A 16,429-nucleotide genomic window follows, 5' to 3' on the forward strand; every position below is an offset into this window, starting at 1 on the left:
CATGGTTCATGGGCCGTTCGCGTGTGGGGCGGGATGGTGGGGAGCGGGAGGGTGGAGCTTCAGCCGGGCCAGCGGACGAAGGTCACCGCGATCGCGGACTCCCCGCACCAGACAGGCGCCGAGGAAGGCGAGCCTGCCGAGGACGGGCAACTGAAGCGGTTCCCACCACCCAGGCCGAGCAGCCTGCACTTACGCCTGAAACCGGCCGGCGCTGCGGGGCTCGCCCGGGCAGTTCCGCAGATCCCGCCTGGGCAGTTCCGCGGGTCCCGCCTGGACGGCGCTGTGAGTCCCGCCCAGGCAGTTCTGTGAGTCCGCCCGGACGGTGCCGCGAATCCCGCCCGGACGGCGCTGCGGGTCCCGCCCGGGCAGTTTCGCGAGTCCCGCCTGGACGGCGCTGCGGGTCCCGCCCGGGCAGTTTCGCGAGTCCCGCCTGGACGGTGCCGCGGGTCCCGCCCACACAGTCCCCGGAAGCCCACCCGGACAGTCCCCGGAAGCCCACCCGGACAGCACCGTGAACGGCACCAGGGGAGATGTTGGGGGAGCAACAATGACCGGCCTGTTGACCGATCAGCCCTCGACGCCGACGGCCGCGGGAGCCGGGGTGGGGCGTCGACGCCACGGCCCGTGGAACATCACGATCGCCGGGATGAACAGGACGAGGCACCCGAGCGCCACGAACAGCCACGTCTGCCAGTTCGTGGCCGCCACCACGTGCGGGATGACCAGCAGCCCGACCACGGCGATGCCCTTACTGAGGAACCCGAACAGCCCCCACGCGGTGCCCTGCAGCCGGGGATCGGCGTCCTCGGCGTCCTCGGAGTAGTTGGCCATCCAGGGCGCGTAGGCGACGCCGAGCGAGCCGCCGAGCAGCGCGCCCACCACCATGAGCGTGCCGGTGGAGACGCCTTCCTGGCCGAGGGAGACGGCGAGGTAGGCGGTGACGAGCACGGCGGAGACGGTGCCGCCGAGGCAGAACGGCTTGCGGAGCTGGGTGCGGTCGGACAGGCGGCCGGTGACGATGAGGGTGATCAGGTTGAGGCTCCAGAAGGCCGCCATGATGGTGGACGCTTCTGCGCTGCTGATGCCGAGCGCGCCGACCAGCATCGTCTGTCCGAACAGCGACAGCGTGATGTAGAGGACGAGCCACATCGAGATCCCGACGACGTGCGCCCAGATGTTGCGCCGTACGAACAGGGAGCGCACGCGCGGCGGCTGGGTGAGGTCCACGACGTCGGTGGCGGCCCGTTCGGTGTGCTGGATCCTGGCGCGCAGTTCGGGCGACAGGTCCGCGATGTTGAGCGCGATGACCACCGAGATGACCAGTGAGAAGCAGCCCATGATGACGAACTGGGAGCGCCACGAGTCGTTGAGGAGCGGCAGGGTCAGGCCGGCGATGGCCGCGGCGAGGAAGTTCGCGCCGACGGGGCCCCAGGTCCAGAAGCCGAACGCCTGGGCGCGTCCGAGACGGGGGGAGAAGTCGCGGACCAGTGGCGCGGTGCTGGCCATGGCGACGCCGTCCACGAAGGCCAGCACGATCCTGGCGATGAGCAGGTCGCGCGGGCTGTGCACGAGCGTCATGGCGAAGCAGCACACGGCTGTCAACGCCATGAGGGGAATCAGCAGGCGGACCCGGCCGAGCCGGTCGGTGAGCCGTCCGCCCAGGATGGAGGCGATCGCCCCGGCCACCGCCGCCGCGCCTGACACGGCGCCGTACGTGGTCAGCGTCATGTCGAGGTCTTCGAGCAGCAGGGGGACGACGGGCGCGATCTGCCCTTCGTAGGAGCCGATGAGGATGGCCAGCACGGCCATCGTGAGGATCTTCATGCGCCGGGCGCCGGTTGGGTACTCGTCGAGCTCACGGACGTAGGACAGCCTCATGCTGGCTAGCCTTTCTGATCGGGCTGGAACCCCCCGCACGTTCTAGAAGCTAGCTCTAGAATTCCTTTCTGTGATGCTGCTCCCCACATCGAGTGCCCGTCAAGGGTGAGCGGCTAGAATGAAATTCTAGGATTCCCAATGTGGAAGGAGCCCCCCGCGTGGACCTGGAACTGGACGGGCTGGAAGTGCACTTCGACCACACGGCGGTGGCCGCGCCCCGGATCAGGGATCTGCTTCCGATCTACCGTGACCTGCTCGGCGGCCGGCATCTGGGCGGCGGCGGCGACAACCGGGTCGCCGGCTACCGCACCCTGCAGCTCACCTACGGCAACGGCAACAAGGTCGAGCTCATGGAGCCGCTGGCCGGGTCCACGTTCTTCGACAGCTTCTTCGAGCTGACCAGGGGGCGGGGTGGGGTGCACCACCTGAACTTCCACGTCAACGACCTCGGTGCGGCGGTGGAGCGGCTGACCGGGCGCGGTTATCGGCTGCACGGGCTCAACCGGGCCGATGCGCGCTGGCAGGAGGTGTTTCTGCACCCCAAGGAGGCGCACGGGGTGCTGATCCAGCTCGCCCAGCCGGGTTGGCGTGATCCCGCCGACGTGCGTCCCACGCTGGAGGAGGTGCTGGACGGGCGCGGCAGGAACGGCAACGGCATCCCCAGCCCCTGAGGTCGCGGCGCCCCAGCCCCTGAGGTCGCGGCGCTGCAGGTGCTGAGGTCGCGGGTTAAGGCCCTGAGGTCGCGGTCTTGAGCTCTGGCAGAACCTAGATCTAGAGTGTAATTCTAGAACTAGGATTGGGGAGGCCGATGAAGCCGGCACCTAAGCCCACACCCGAGACCCAGCCGTTCTGGGACGGCACGGCCGCGGGCGAGCTCAGGATCCAGCGCTGCGAACCCTGCGCGCGGCACTACTTCTACCCGCGGCCGAGCTGCCCCCGCTGCGGCGGCGACCAGGTCGAATGGGTCCGCGCCAGCGGTCGCGCGACCCTGTACTCCTACGTGATCAACCACCGCCCGGCGCCCGGCTTCGAGGACGAGGCCCCGTACGCCATCGCCGTCGTCGAGCTGGAGGAGGGCGTGCGCATGATGACCAACATCGTCGGCGTGCCGAACACCCCCGAGCACCTGGAGCTGGACATGGAGCTGCAAGTGGTCTTCGAACGCCGCGGCGACGTCAGCGTGCCGCTCTTCGAGCCGGCCGGAGGCGCCGCATGACCATCGTGATCGCGGGCGCCGCCGAGACGGACGAGGTGGGCCGCCTGCCCGGCCACTCCACCGTGCAACTGCACCTGGAGGCCGCCAGGAACGCCCTCGCCGACGCGGACATGACCATCCACGACATCGACGGCATCGCCACGGTCGGCACCCCCGGCCCGATCCAGATCGCCCACGCGCTCGGCATCACGCCCGCCTGGCTGGACGGCACGGGGGTGGGCGGCTCGTCGTTCCTGTTCCACGTCCGCCACGCGGCCGCCGCCATCCAGGCGGGGCTGTGCCGTACCGTGCTGATCACGCACGGCGAGTCGGGGCGCTCGCGGGTGGGGGCCGGGCGGTTCGGGCTGGGCGCCGACTCGCTGCTCGGGCAGTTCGAGCTGCCGTACGGGGTGGTCGGGCCGCCCACGTCGTTCACGATCACGGCGTTGCGCTACATGAAGGAGACCGGGCTCACGCACGAGCAGCTCGCCGAGGTCGCGGTCGCGCAGCGGCGGTGGGCGCACCTCAACCCGCGTGCCATGTACCGCGACCTCATCACGGTCGAGGACGTGCTCGCGTCGAAGCTGGTCGCCTACCCGTTCCACCTGCTGGAGTGCTGCCTGGTGACCGACGGCGGCGGCGCGCTGATCGTCACCTCGGCGGAGCGGGCCCGCCGCTCCCCGGTCTACCTGCTGGGCTCCGGCGAGGCGGCCGAGTCGCCGATCATCTCGCAGATGGAGGACTTCACCACGTCCAAGGGCTTCCGCCTGTCGGGCGAGGCGGCCTTCCGCGAAGCCAAGATCACGCACGCGGACGTGGACCACCTCATGGTGTACGACGCCTTCGCCCACGTGCCCATCTACGGCCTGGAGGACCTCGGCTTCGTCGGCAGGGGAGAGGCGGGCGCGTTCATCGCCGATGGGCACACCTCGCCCGGCGGCCGCCTGCCGCTGAACACCAACGGCGGCGGCCTGTCGTACACGCACACCGGCATGTACGGCATGTTCGCCATCCAGGAGTCGGTGCGCCAGCTCCGCGGCGAGGCGGCGGCGCAGGTGCCCGGCGTGGAGGTGAGCGTGGTGCTGGGCAACGGCGGCATGTTCGCCTCGGCCGCCACGCTGGTGCTGGCCAACCGCCGGCCCTGATGGCACGGGATGGAACGCCTCCCAGGAAAGAGGGACACTCTGAGCCACGAGGAGGGATGCGCCATGCCGAAGTTCATGGACGTGCACAGTGGATTCGTCGGCGCGACCGAGGAGCAGCTCCGCGCCGCCCACGAGCGTGACCTCGCGATCGAGGAGGCGGAGGGGGTGCACTTCGAGCGGGCCTGGCTGGACCCGGACTCGGGGAAGGTGTTCTGCCTGTCGTCGGGGCCGTCGAAGGAGGCGGTGCTGCGGGTGCATGAGAAGGCCGGGCACCCGACGTCGGAGATCTACGAGCTTCCGATCGAGGTGGAGTAGCCACGCAACGGAACGGGCGGCACCTGAAGGGGCCGCCCGTTCCACAGGCATCGCCGGGCGAAGCGCGTCAGGAGCCTGGTCCCGCTCAGCGCCAGGTGATCAGCGCGTCGAGCGCCTCCACCCGGGAGCCGCTGACGAGCAACGGGTTGATCTCCAGGGACTCCAGCCCATCCCCCAGCGACTCCGCGAACGCCGCGACCCGCGCCACCACGTCCGCCACCGCGTCCAGATCGGCGGGCTCACTCCCCCTGAGCCCGTTCAGCAGCGCGGCGCCGCGCAGCTCCGCGAGCGCCGTACGCACCTCGGCCGCGTCCACCGGCAACACCCGCAGCGCGGTGTCCCGCAGCACCTCCACCCAGACCCCGCCCAGCCCCACGGCCAGCGTGAGCCCCCAGGCGGGATCCCGCACGACGCCGACCAGCAGCTCGATGCCGCCGCCACGCTGCGGCTGCACGAGGACGCCGTCCAGCGACGGCACCGCGGCGACCACCTCGCGGTAGGCCTGCCGCACCTGCTCCGCCCCGCCGAGCCCGAGCCGGACGCCGCCGACGTCGCTCTTGTGCCCGAGCCCCTCGGCCGCAGCCTTGAGCACCACCGGATAGCCGAACCGCTCGGCCGCCGCGACAGCCGCCGACGAGTCGGCGGCCAGCTCGGACGGCACCACCGGCAGCCCGGCGGAGGCCAGCAGCGCGGCGGCCCGGTGCTCGGCCCACACCCCGCTCGCACCTTCGGGCGCCGCGACGGCGCGGGGGAGCGGCACCGACCTGGACAGCATCCGCTCGCGCTGCTCCGACCAGCGCACGGCCGCACCGATGGCGTGCAGCCCGTGCTCGATCCCGCCGGCGACGTACGGGAAGCCGGTCTCGGCCTGCACCCGCCGCCCGAACTCGGTCACGTCGGTCAGCACGTTGCTCACCACCACGACCGGCACCGGCGAGGAGGTGATCCGTCCCGCGCTGGCCGCGTAGGTGGCCAGCACGGGCGCCGGGTCGGGCGGCGCCACCTTGGGCGGCTCCGACAGCAGCATGATCAGGTCGATCCCCGGGTCCGCGGTCACGGCCTCCAGCGCCCGGCCCAGCAGGGTGCGGTCGATGAGCACGTACCCGGTGACGTCGAGCGGGTTCTGCACGGTGCCGAAGGACGGGACGATCTCCGCCAGCTTCGCCACCGTCTCCGGCGCGAACGGCGGCAGCTCCAGCCCCTCGTCCTCGGCCCGGTCGGCGATGATCTCCGAGGCGCCGCCCGAGGGCGTCACGACCCCGACCCGCCGTCCGGGCAGCGGGCCCGAGGACGCCAGCAGCCCGGCCGTGATGATGAGGTCCTCCAGCGAGCGCACCCTGATCACGCCGAGCTGCCGCAGCGCCGCGTCGATGACGTCGTCGTCGCCCACCAGCGCGCCCGTGTGCGCCTGCGCGGTGTGCGAGGCCAGCTTGCTGCGGCCGATCTTGAGCGCCACGATCGGCTTGCCCGCCTCCAGCGCCCGCCGGGCCACGCGGGAGAACTCGGCCGGGTTCCTGATCGTCTCCAGGAACAAGGCGATGACCTTGGTGGCCGGATCGTCCACCAGGTAGTCGATCACGTCGGTCACGGTGACGACCGTCTCGTTGCCCATGGACGTCAGCAGGCTGACGCCCACGTTGCGGGCCTGCGCGAACCCCAGCACCGAGCTGGCCAGCGCCCCGCTCTGCAGCACCACGCCGACCGCGCCGCGCAGCAGCGGCGCGGGGATGGGCAGCCCGTACGGGGTCACGCCGGCGGCCGCGTTGATGAACCCGTTGCCGTTCGGCCCCAGGATCGTCAGCCCGTTCTCCGCGGCGAAGGCGGCGATCTCCGCCTCCAGCCGCGCCCCCTCCTCCCCGGACTCGCCGAACCCGGCCGTGAGGATCACGTAGCACCGGATCCCCAGCTTGGCACCCTCGCGCAGCACGCCCAGCACGGCCGCGGTCGGCACCATCACGTACGCCAGGTCCACCCGCTCGGGGATCTCCGTCAGGCTCCGGTGGGCAGGCAGGCCGTGCACCACGCCGCCGCGCGGGTTGACCAGGTGAACGGGGCCGGGGAACCCGTGGGCGCGCAGGTTCGCCAGTGTGCTGATCGACCACCCCGACTTGTCCGTGGCTCCGACCAGCGCGATCGAGCCCGGGTTGAACAGTTCCCCTACCGACATGTGCGTCATTCCCCGATGAGGCCGAGCCGGGCGTGGCCCTTGATGAGGTTGCGGGCGATCGTCCGGCGCTGGATCTCGTCGGTGCCCTCGAAGATGCGCAGCAGGCGCAGTTCGCGGTACCACCGCTCGATCGGCAGCTCCTTGGTGTACCCCATACCCCCGTGGATCTGCAGCACCCGGTCCACGACCTGGTTGGCCATGACGGCGCCGTTCAGTTTGGCGATGGAGGAGGCGTGCCGGGCGTCCAAACCCTGGCCGACGCGCCAGGCGGCGTAGAGGGTGAGCCACTTGGCCGCCTCGATCTCCACCTGGGAGTCGGCGATCATCCACTGGATGGCCTGGTAGTTGGAGATCGTCTGGCCCATGGACTTGCGGATCTTGGCGTAGTCGACGGCCATCTGCAGCATGCGTTCCGCGGAGCCGATGGCGCGCGCCGGGATCATGTAGCGGCCCTGGCCGATCCACTGCATGGCCAGCTCGAAGCCCTTGCCGAGCTCGCCGAGGATGTTCTCCTCCGGCACCCGGACGTCCTCGAAGACCAGCGACGCGGGGCCCCACTGGCCCATGGTGGGGATGGGCTCGGACTTCCAGCCCATGTCGCGGTCCACCAGGAAGCAGGTGACGCCGTGCTCCTGCGCCACGGCGAACACCATGACGAAGTCGGCCTCGTTGCCGCCCGTGATGAACGTCTTCTCGCCGCTGATCACCCATTCGGAGCCGTCGCGCACGGCCTTGGCGCGGATGTTGCGGGCGTCGGAGCCGGCGCCCGGCTCGGTGATGGCGAAGCAGGAGCGGCGCTCGCCCTCGATGGTGGGCAGCAGGTAGCGCTGCTTCTGCTCCTCGGTGCCGGCGTAGAGGATGTTGTCGGCGCTGCCGCCGAACGAGAACGGCACGAACGTGCGGCCGATCTCCATGGCGATGATGGCCGACATGATGGGGCCCAGAGCCGCTCCGCCGTACTCCTCGGGGGTGTTGATCCCCCAGAAGCCGGACTTCCTGGCCTTGGCCCGCAGGTCGCGCAGGACCTCGGGGTCCAGGCCAGGGCGGCCCTCGCGCTCGTTGCGCAGGACCTCGGGCTCCAGCGGCATGACCTCCTTCTCGATGAAGGCGCGGACGGTGTCGCGGATCTGGCGTTCCTCCGGGGTGAGCGAGAAGTCCACAGCCGCCTCCCTGGTGCAATTTCTAGAATCTCTCTCTAGGAAGACACTCTATGCGTTACGGCTCTGTGTCAAGAATCAGATTCTAGAATTCGAGCGGCTAGGATGGCGGGCATGGCACGCAAGTCCTCGTGGGAGTGGAGCCGTACGGCACAGACCCGCAAAAGCATGCTCCAGGCGGCGCGCGAGGTCTTCAGCGAGCACGGCTTCGCCGAGGCCAGCGTCTCCGAGGTCGTCGCGCGCGCCGGCTCCAGCGTCGGCAGCCTCTACCACCACTTCGGCGGCAAGACCGAGCTCTTCCTCGCCCTGTACGAGGACCACCAGGCCGCCCACGAGCAGGCGTCCGCCTCCAGCGTGGCCAAGGCCAGGAAGGAAGGCGTCTCGGACCCGGTGGAGCTGCTGATCGCGGGCGCGCGGGCCTACCTCGCGGGCGCCTGGGACCGGCGCGACCTGGTCCGCCTGTTCATCGACGGCGACGGGCCGCCCGGCTTCGAGCTCATCCGCCGCACCCGCGGGCGGGAGTGGGTGCGCCAGAACGCGGTGCTGCTCGGGGCCGGGGGAGACCCGCTCGACCGGTTCACCGTCGCCGTGCTGACCAGCGTCATCGGAGAGGCCGCCCGGGAGGTCGCGACGTCGGACACGGAGGAGGAGGCGCGCGAGGTCATCGAGGCCGCCGTGACTCTGATCCACCGGCTCGACCCCCTCAAGTCACTCGACGGGACCTGATCCGACCCCGGGCGCCTCCGCCCGGCATGACCTCAGGCGATGGTCGCGCGGCCCCGATCGATGACCACGGTCCCGTCGTCCTTGGCCGTCCTGAACGCCACGTCGGTCCCGTCCACCCAGATCGACACGGTCAGCGACTCGCCGGGGAACACCGGGCTGGAGAACCGCCCCGACATCCCCTTGAACCGTCCGGGATCACCCGCGGCCACCGTGTGCAGCAGCGCCCGGCCCGTGACCCCGTACGTGCACAGCCCGTGCAGGATGGGCCGGTCGAACCCGGCCCTGGCGGCGAACGCCGGATCGCTGTGCAGCGGGTTGTAGTCGCCCGACAGCCGGTAGATCAGCGCCTGCTCCGGCAGCGTCGAGTAGGTCACCTTGTGATCGGGAGCGCGGTCCGGCAGCGCCCATTCGTCGCGCGGCCCGCGCTCGCCGCCGAACCCGCCCTCGCCCCGGATGAACACCGAGCTGCGCGAGGAGATGACCAGCTCGCCGCTCGCCAGGTCCACGGCCCGCGCCTCGGACGTCACCAGGGCTCCCGAGCCCTTGTCGTAGATCCCGGTCACCCTTGACGTGGTCCGCACCCCGCCGGAGGCGGGCAGCTCGCGGTGCAGCTCGAAGCCCTGCTCCGCGTGGACGAGCAGGGCCGGGTCGAAGTCGCCCAGCCGCCGTCCCGGCGCCTGCGCGGCCAGGACGGCGAAGGTGGGCAGCACGCGCTGCTCCTTCTCGGTGGTGAACTCCAGCTCGGCGGTGCCTGCTCCGACGCCGAGCGCGTACAGCATGGTGTCCTTGGCGGTCCACGTACGCTCGTACGCGGCCCCTTCGACGCCGATCAGCGAGTGGTCCAGTGCCATGGCGGTCAGTCCTCCCGTCCGGGGATGCGGCCGTTGGTCAGGGCGTTGGGCGCGGCCTTCTCGACGAGGGCGGGGATGACGGCGCCCAGCTCGGCCGGGTCCCACCGGCTGCCCTTGTCGGCCTCGGGCCCGGCGTGCCAGCCCTCCGCCACGCTGATCTTGCCGGCCCGCACGTTGAAGACGCGCCCGGTGATCCCGCGCGCCTCGGCGCTGGAGAGCCAGACGACCAGAGGAGCGATGTCGTCAGGGTCGGCGCCGGTGGCGCCGGCGGGCATCAGGCTCTCGGTCATGCGGGTGAGCGCGGCGGGGGCGATGGCGTTCACGGTGACGCCGTACCGCTCCAGCTCGCGCGCGGCGATGATCGTCAGGCCGGCGATGCCCGCCTTGGCGGCGCCGTAGTTGCCCTGCCCGGGGTTACCGTAGATGCCGGAGGACGAGGTGGTGTTGATGATCCGGGCGTCCACCCGCTCGCCCGCCTTGGCCTTGTTCCGCCAGTAGGCCGCGGCGTGGCGAAGCGGGGCGAAGGTGCCGCGCAGGTGCACCTTGATGACGGCGTCCCACTCCTCGGCTGTCATGTTGACGAGCATCCGGTCGCGCAGGATGCCGGCGTTGTTGACCAGCACGTCGAGGCCGCCGAAGTGGTCGACGGCGGCGCGGACGAGCCGCTCGGCGCCGTCGAAGTCCGAGACGTCCTCGCCGTTGACGACGGCCTGCCCGCCCATGGCCTCGATCTCCGCCACCACCTCCGCGGCGGCTCCGGACGAGCCGGTGCCGTCCACTTCCGCGCCGAGGTCGTTGACCACCACCTTCGCGCCCTGCCTGGCGAACTCCAGCGCGTGTCCCCGTCCGATGCCCCTGGCCGCACCGGTGACGATCACCACGCGGCCTTCGACGATCCCGCTCATCCGACACCTCGATCCTTGACCGGCTGACGATTTGAATTGGATTCTAGTATTAAAATCTAGAAAGGACAGGGCCCTTGCTGGCTACGACCACCCCCATCCGCGATGCCTGGCGAACGCTGTCGGTCGTCAGCATGGCGAGCGTGCTGACCGGCCTCAGTGGCAGTGCCATCAACGTCGCGCTGCCCGAGATCGCCAGGCACACCGGGGCCGGCGCCACGGCCGCGAGCTGGATCCTCCTGGGCTACCAGTTGACCACGACCGTGCTGATGGTGGTATTCGGCAGGTTGGCGGATATGTTCGGCAGGCGCCGAATGTACCTCTTAGGGCTTGCGACGTACACGCTGGCGGCCCTGCTCGCGGGCCTGGCGCCGGACGCCTGGGTGATCGTCGCGATGCGGGTGCTGCAGGCCGTGGGCGGCGCGATGCTGCTCACCAACAGCGCGGCCCTGATCAGCGACGCCTTCCCGCGCGAGCGGCTGGGCGAGGCGATGGGCGTGTACGTGGCCTCGTTCTCGATCGCCGGGCTGATCGGGCCGACGCTGGGCGGGGTGCTGGCCGAGAGCCTGGGCTGGCGGTGGGTGTTCTGGTTCAACGTGCCCGTCGGCCTGCTCTGCCTGCTGTGGGGGGTGCTCGTGCTGCCCAGGCCGCCCAGGGCCGAGCGGGACAGCGGGCTCGACGGCCCGGGGAACGTCCTGGTCCTGGCCACCCTGGGCGGGCTGCTGCTGGCGCTGTCGGAGTTCACCCGGCTCGGCTGGGACCACCCGGTGGTGCTGGGCGGGCTGGCGGCCTTCGCGGCGGGGCTGCCGCTGTTCCTGCTCAGGGAGTCGCGGGCGGCCCATCCCGTGGTGGACCTCAGCCTGTTCAGGGAACGGGCCTTCGCGTTCGGCACGCTGGCCTCCTTCCTCAACGCCGTCGCCCGCATGGGCATGGTGTTCCTGGTCGCCCTCTACTTCCAGGCCGTGCGCGGCGACGACCCCGTGCAGGCGGGGCTGAAGGTGCTGCCGCTGGCCGTCGCCGCCATGATCGGCTCCGTCAGCTCCGGCTTCCTGCAACGCCTGGCCAGCGCCCGCACGCTCGCCGTCGCCGGCGCCGCCACGACCACGTGCGGGCTGGTCGTCATGCTCTGCGTGATGTCGGCGGACATGCCCTACCCGGCCGTGGCGGCCGGCCTGGTGCTCATCGGGCTCGGCTCGGGCGCGTTCCTGCCCTCCAACACCACCGCCATCCTGGACGGCCTGCCCTCCCACCGGCTCGGCATCGTCAACGCCATGCGCCTGATGCTGCAGAACACCGGCAACGTCGTCGGCACCGGCCTGGTCCTGTCGATCCTCACCGCGCCGCTCCCCGCCGAGCTGCACCAGAGCGTGTTCGCCGGCACGCTCGCCCAGCTCTCCGGCGGCGCGGTCGAGCAACTGGTCACCGGCTACCGCTGGGCGCTGGGCTCGATGGCCGCCATCTCGGTGCTGACCGTGCTCTCCTGCCTGGCCCGGCGCAGGGCCACCTGACCCGGGCGGGTACGGTGGCTGACGTGGCAGAAAGCACCCAGGCCGAACGGCACATCTACCCCCGTACGGTGAGATTCGGCGACATCGACTCCCAGGGGCACGTGAACAACGTGCGCTTTCTCGACTACCTGGAGGACGCCCGCTTCGGCATGCTGAGCATCGATCCGTACGTCGCGGGCGACGAGCCGTTCAAGGGCCTGGTCGTGACCCGGCACGAGATCGACTACCGCCGCCCGCTGGGCTTTCGCGCGCAGCCCGTGCGGGTCGAGACCTGGGTGACGGAGATCAGGGCGGTGCGGTTCACCCTGCGGTACGAGATCCGCGACGACGAAGGGCTGTACGTCACCGCCATGTCCGTCATGGCGGCCTACGACGTCGAGCGGGCCGCTCCACGCAGGCTCACCGAGAACGAGCTGACCTACCTGAAGCGCTACGCCACGGAATGAGGCGCTGGTGGATGCTGGCGCTGGGCGTCAACGCGCACGCCGGCGTCACCCTGGGGCTGTTCGGGCTGCCCCTGGTCATGCCCGAAATTTTGCGACATTTCAAGGTATCGCTGCCGGTGGGCGGGCTCATCGCCAACGCCCCGGCCATCGGGGTCATGTTCGCCCTCGTCGCCTGGGGAGCCCTGGCCGACCGGTACGGCGAACGCGTGGTCCTGGGCACCGGCGTGGGGCTGGCCGGCGTGTCGCTGGCCGCCACGGCCTTCGCGGGCAGCGCCTGGGCGGTGATCACGCTGCTGGCGCTGGCGGGCGCGGCCGGCTCGGCGGCGATGGTGGGCGGCGGGCGCATCGTGCTGCGCTGGTTCGAACCGGCCGAGCGCGGCGTCGCCATGGGGGTGCGGCAGGTCTCCTTCACCCTCGGCATGGCCGTGGCCGCCTTCGCGCTGCCGCCCATGGCGCGGGCGCACGGGTTACCCGGCGTGCTGCTGCTCTGCTCCGGCGTCAGCCTGCTGGCCGCCGTGCTGGCCGCGCTGTTCATGGCCGAGCCACCGCGGACGATCTCCGGGGCAGGCGCTGAGCGGGCGGGCTCGCCGTACCGGCAGCCCGCCCTGTGGCGGGTGCACGCCACCAGCGCGCTGCACGTGGTGCCGCAGGTCGTGGTCAGCACGTACGGCGTGGACTGCCTGGTCACCACCTACGGCTGGGACGACGTCGCGGCCGGCCGGCTCTTCGGCGTGGCCGCGATCGGCGGGGCCGCGATCCGCGTCGCGGCCGGGCGCTGGTCCGACCGCACCGGCCTGCGCATGCGGCCCCTGCTGATCCTCACCCTCGGCAACCTCACGGTGCTGGCGCTGCTGGTCGCCGGCACGCTCACCGCCACCCGGCTCGGAGTGGCGGCGCTCGTGCTGGCCTCGGTGATGACGGTGTCCGGCAACGGGCTGGCCTACCTCGCGGCGGGCGAGCTGGCCGGGCCCGGCTGGGCGGGCAAGGTGCTCGGCACCCACAACACGATCCAGAACACCGTCTCCCTGGCCGTCACCCCGCTGGCCGGAGCCCTGATCGTCGGCGCGGGCTACTGGGTGGGCTTCGCCGCGGGGCTGGCCTGCGCCGCGGCCTCACTGCCCGTCATCCCCCTGCGCCGGGAGCGGCCAAGCCGCTCCTGAGCGGGGCAGGGCCGTCCGTCATTGCGCTGCGGCCGAGTCGCTCCTGAGCCACACCGCCGTGTCGGGCGGCAGGAGCCCGCGCCTCAGCGGCCCGCTCGCCAGCAGCACCTCCTCGTGCCTCGGCAGGCGCACCGGCCGGGTGCCGCAGTTGATGGCGCAGATCAGCGGACCCCGGGTGAAGAAAAGCGCCCCCTCGGGGGACTTCAGCCACTCCAGGGTGTAAGGAATGCTCCGCACCAGCTCCCGCCGGCAGGCCAGGGCCCGCCGGTAGAACTCCAGCGTGGAGTCCGCGTCCCCCTCCTGCTTCTCGACGCTCAGCCCGGCGAACGACTCCGGCTGCGGCAGCCACGGCTCCACCCCGCCGGGGGAGAAGCCGTGGGAGGGCGGGTCCACCGTCCACGGGATCGGCACCCGGCAGCCGTCGCGCCCCGGCAGCTTGCCCTTCGACTGGAAGAACACCGGGTCCTGCCTGGCCTCGTCCGGCAGGTCGGTCACCTCGGGCAGCCCCAGTTCCTCGCCCTGGTAGAGGTAGGCGGAGCCGGGCAGCGCCAGCATCGCCAGCAACGCGGCCCTGGCCCGCGCCACGCCCGTGCCGGGGTCGGCCGTGTCGTAGCGGGTGAGATGGCGTACGACGTCGTGGTTGGACAGCACCCAGGTCGCGAACGGCACCGTGCCCAGCGTGTCGTCGATCACCTTCTTGAACGCCGTCGGCGACCACGGCGCCTGCAGCCAGGCGAAGTTGAAGCTCTGGTGCAGCTCGTCGGGCCGCACGTAGAGGGCCAGGTCCTCGGGGCTGTCGGTCCACACCTCGCCCACGGCCATCCGCTGCCCGGGATAGCCGTCGAGCACCCGCCGCCAGTCGCGGTAGACGTTGTGCACCTCCGGCTGCCCCCACACCGGCGAGACCGACTTGAACGACTGGTCGCCCACGTCGGGCAGCCCCTCCGCCTTGTACAGGCCCATGGCCACGTCGATGCGGAAGCCGTCGACACCCCGGTCCAGCCAGAACCGCAGCACGTCGAGGAACTCGGCGTGCACCTCGGGGTTGCGCCAGTTGAAGTCGGGCTGCCCGGGCGCGAACAGGTGCAGGTAGTACTGCCCGTCGTCCACCTGGGTCCAGGCCGTGCCGCCGAACGTGGACTGCCAGTTGTTGGTGGTGTCGCGGAAGATGTACCGGTCGCGCCCCTCGCCGCGCAGCGCCGCCTGGAACCAGGGGTGCTCGGACGAGCTGTGGTTGGGCACGATGTCCACGATCACCCGAAGGTCGTGCTCGTGCGCGTCGGCGACCAGCGCCTCGAAGTCGCCGAGCGAGCCGAACAGCGGGTCCACGTCACGGTAGTCGGCCACGTCGTAGCCGCCGTCGGCCATGGGGGAGCGGTAGAAGGGCGTCAGCCAGATCGCGTCGACACCCAGCCCGCGCAGGTACGGCAGGCGCTCACGCACCCCCGCCAGATCGCCGACGCCGTCTCCCGAGGCGTCGGCGAAGCTGCGAACGTAGATCTCATAGACGACTGCGTCACGCCACCAGGGGATATCCATGTGGCGTGTCATGCCCCGTTATGTGGGCGAGTTCACCAGGCTGTGGGCAGCGTAGACCAGATAGTCCCAAAGCCTGGTCTCCAGCTCGTCGGGCAGGTCGAGCGAATCGACCGCGTCGCGCATGTGCCGCAGCCAGGCCTCCCGCTCGGGCTCGCCGATCACGAAGGGCATGTGCCGCATGCGCAGCCGGGGATGGCCGCGCTGTTTGCTGTAGTCGTTGGGCCCGCCCCAGTACTGGATCAGGAAGCCCCGCAGCCGCTCCTCGGCGCCCGTCAGATCGGACTCCGGATAGAGCGGCCGCAGGATCGGGTCTTCCGCGACCCCCTCGTAGAAGCGGTGCACGAGGCGCCGGAAGGTCTCCTCGCCTCCGGCGGCGTCGTAGAAGGAGGTCTCTGTCACGTTTCCTAGCTTAGGCGGTGGCGACCATCGGGATGCCAGCGGTGTCGAGTGCCTGCTTGACCCGGAGCCGGAGCTCACGCGACACCTCCGCCTGCGCGGCGGGCAGCGTCTTGGCCGAGATGCGGAACACCAGCGAGCTGTCGGAGAGCTGTTCGACCCCGTACACCTGCGGCGGCTCCACGATCTTGGATTCGCGCAGCTCGGGGTCGGCCCAGACCTCCTCCGCGACGTGCTCAAGCAGCACCCGCACGCCGACCACGTCGGCGTCGTAGGCCACCGGCACGTCCATGTACGCGCGCGACCAGCCCTGCGACTCGTTGCCGACCCGGGTGATCGTGCCGTTGCGCACGTACCAGACGCGGCCGTCCACGTCGCGCAGCCTGGTGACGCGCAGGGTGACCGCCTCGACCGTGCCGACCGCCGGCCCGGCGTCGATGACGTCGCCCACGCCGTACTGGTCCTCCAGCAGCATGAACATGCCCGCGATGAAGTCCTTGACCAGCTCCTGCGCGCCGAAGCCGATCGCCACGCCGAGGATGCCGACGCTGGTCAGCAGTGGCGCGATGGGGATCGTCAGCCTGTCGAGCACGGTCAGCACGGCGGTGCCGAGGATGACGATGGAGGCGATGTGCTTGAGCACCGACCCCATCGTCTCGGCCCGCTGCTTGCGGCGCTCGTGCAGCAACGCGTCGATGCCGTCGGTCGCCGCCGCCTTGCGGAACCGGCTGGTGAGCGATCCTCCCGTGGCCGCCCGGGTGACCACCCTCGTGATCACCCGGTGCGCGACGTTTCTGAGCACGTACGCGAACACGAGGATCAGTAAGACGACGACGAGCATGGCTGCCAGCGGTGCCCAGACCGCGTTGTTGAACAGCCCGGCGATCATCGAGCAGACCGGGTCGTCTGTGCAGGTCGCGGTCACTTGTGAGGTCACCTTGTCAATATCGGGCAGCACCGATGGAGTCGTCGGCGGTGGCGACGGCGTCACCAGCAGTAACACTATGGTGGATCCCCTCCGGAAGCGGTTCGGTCTGCGTTTCT

The 16,429-nt window shown here is 71.0% G+C and carries 16 protein-coding genes; 8 read left to right on the forward strand and 8 right to left on the reverse strand.

What is annotated here, in order from left to right; all coding sequences use genetic code 11:
* Positions 1-567: 567 nt before the first annotated feature.
* Complete coding sequence (locus tag FXF51_RS39040) at positions 568-1,878, reverse strand: MFS transporter (RefSeq protein ID WP_148439787.1); 1,311 nt, start codon at positions 1,876-1,878, stop codon at positions 568-570.
* A 158-nt stretch (positions 1,879-2,036) separates the two neighbouring features.
* Between FXF51_RS39040 and FXF51_RS39045 the strand changes: the two genes are divergently transcribed.
* The 4 genes from FXF51_RS39045 to FXF51_RS39060 all read left to right on the forward strand — a co-directional run bounded on the left by FXF51_RS39045 (position 2,037) and on the right by FXF51_RS39060 (position 4,533).
* Positions 2,037-2,549 carry a VOC family protein gene (locus tag FXF51_RS39045; protein WP_187414805.1) on the forward strand — a complete coding sequence of 171 codons (513 nt, stop codon included), beginning with the start codon at positions 2,037-2,039 and terminating at the stop codon, positions 2,547-2,549.
* A 137-nt stretch (positions 2,550-2,686) separates the two neighbouring features.
* On the forward strand, positions 2,687-3,094 hold the full coding sequence (locus FXF51_RS39050; protein ID WP_148439789.1) for a Zn-ribbon domain-containing OB-fold protein: 408 nt from the start codon (positions 2,687-2,689) through the stop codon (positions 3,092-3,094).
* Entirely contained in the window at positions 3,091-4,218 is a 1,128-nt protein-coding gene (locus FXF51_RS39055) for a thiolase C-terminal domain-containing protein (RefSeq protein WP_148439790.1), read from the forward strand. Before FXF51_RS39050 ends, FXF51_RS39055 begins: the two co-directional genes overlap by 4 nt.
* 63 nt (positions 4,219-4,281) lie before the next feature.
* The gene (locus FXF51_RS39060; RefSeq protein WP_148439791.1) at positions 4,282-4,533 is read left to right on the forward strand and encodes an SCO4226 family nickel-binding protein; all 252 of its coding nucleotides are present in this window, start codon (positions 4,282-4,284) and stop codon (positions 4,531-4,533) included.
* Positions 4,534-4,618: 85 nt separating this feature from the next.
* On the opposite strand, the gene FXF51_RS39065 is transcribed toward FXF51_RS39060, so the two are convergent.
* Both FXF51_RS39065 and FXF51_RS39070 read right to left on the reverse strand, forming a co-directional pair.
* Positions 4,619-6,700 carry an acetate--CoA ligase family protein gene (locus FXF51_RS39065; RefSeq protein WP_148439792.1) on the reverse strand — a complete coding sequence of 694 codons (2,082 nt, stop codon included), beginning with the start codon at positions 6,698-6,700 and terminating at the stop codon, positions 4,619-4,621.
* Positions 6,701-6,705: 5 nt separating this feature from the next.
* Complete coding sequence (locus FXF51_RS39070) at positions 6,706-7,860, reverse strand: acyl-CoA dehydrogenase family protein (RefSeq protein WP_148439793.1); 1,155 nt, start codon at positions 7,858-7,860, stop codon at positions 6,706-6,708.
* 111 nt (positions 7,861-7,971) lie between these two features.
* Between FXF51_RS39070 and FXF51_RS39075 the strand changes: the two genes are divergently transcribed.
* Entirely contained in the window at positions 7,972-8,583 is a 612-nt protein-coding gene (locus tag FXF51_RS39075) for a TetR/AcrR family transcriptional regulator (protein WP_148439794.1), read from the forward strand.
* Between the two features lie 32 nt (positions 8,584-8,615).
* Here FXF51_RS39075 and FXF51_RS39080 read toward each other — a convergent pair whose 3' ends face one another.
* Positions 8,616-9,434 (reverse strand): MaoC family dehydratase, encoded by an 819-nt coding sequence (locus FXF51_RS39080; protein WP_148439795.1) that lies wholly within the window; start codon positions 9,432-9,434, stop codon positions 8,616-8,618.
* Positions 9,435-9,439: 5 nt separating this feature from the next.
* Positions 9,440-10,339, reverse strand: coding sequence for an SDR family oxidoreductase (locus tag FXF51_RS39085; RefSeq protein WP_148439796.1), 900 nt, complete (start codon positions 10,337-10,339; stop codon positions 9,440-9,442).
* A gap of 74 nt (positions 10,340-10,413) precedes the next feature.
* On the opposite strand from FXF51_RS39085, the gene FXF51_RS39090 reads away from it, so the two are divergent.
* The 3 genes from FXF51_RS39090 to FXF51_RS39100 are packed head-to-tail and all read left to right on the forward strand — an operon-like array spanning position 10,414 to position 13,450.
* Positions 10,414-11,844, forward strand: coding sequence for an MFS transporter (locus FXF51_RS39090; protein WP_262380113.1), 1,431 nt, complete (start codon positions 10,414-10,416; stop codon positions 11,842-11,844).
* A 23-nt stretch (positions 11,845-11,867) separates the two neighbouring features.
* Positions 11,868-12,290, forward strand: coding sequence for an acyl-CoA thioesterase (locus tag FXF51_RS39095; protein WP_411268420.1), 423 nt, complete (start codon positions 11,868-11,870; stop codon positions 12,288-12,290).
* 11 nt (positions 12,291-12,301) lie between these two features.
* Positions 12,302-13,450 carry an MFS transporter gene (locus tag FXF51_RS39100; protein ID WP_187414807.1) on the forward strand — a complete coding sequence of 383 codons (1,149 nt, stop codon included), beginning with the start codon at positions 12,302-12,304 and terminating at the stop codon, positions 13,448-13,450.
* 18 nt (positions 13,451-13,468) lie between these two features.
* Here the strand turns inward: FXF51_RS39100 and FXF51_RS39105 are convergent, their stop codons facing one another.
* From FXF51_RS39105 to FXF51_RS39115, 3 genes are read right to left on the reverse strand one after another with little or no spacing between them, the layout of a single operon-like run.
* On the reverse strand, positions 13,469-14,989 hold the full coding sequence (locus tag FXF51_RS39105) for a glycoside hydrolase family 13 protein (RefSeq protein WP_148439798.1): 1,521 nt from the start codon (positions 14,987-14,989) through the stop codon (positions 13,469-13,471).
* Between the two features lie 18 nt (positions 14,990-15,007).
* A complete protein-coding gene (locus FXF51_RS39110; RefSeq protein WP_148439799.1) occupies positions 15,008-15,388 on the reverse strand; it encodes a globin in 381 nt (126 codons plus the stop codon).
* Between the two features lie 10 nt (positions 15,389-15,398).
* A complete protein-coding gene (locus FXF51_RS39115) occupies positions 15,399-16,310 on the reverse strand; it encodes a mechanosensitive ion channel family protein (protein ID WP_262380114.1) in 912 nt (303 codons plus the stop codon).
* Positions 16,311-16,429: the final 119 nt, after the last annotated feature.

The sequence above is a fragment of the Nonomuraea sp. PA05 genome (assembly GCF_008086045.1).
Lineage (GTDB): Bacteria > Actinomycetota > Actinomycetes > Streptosporangiales > Streptosporangiaceae > Nonomuraea > Nonomuraea monospora.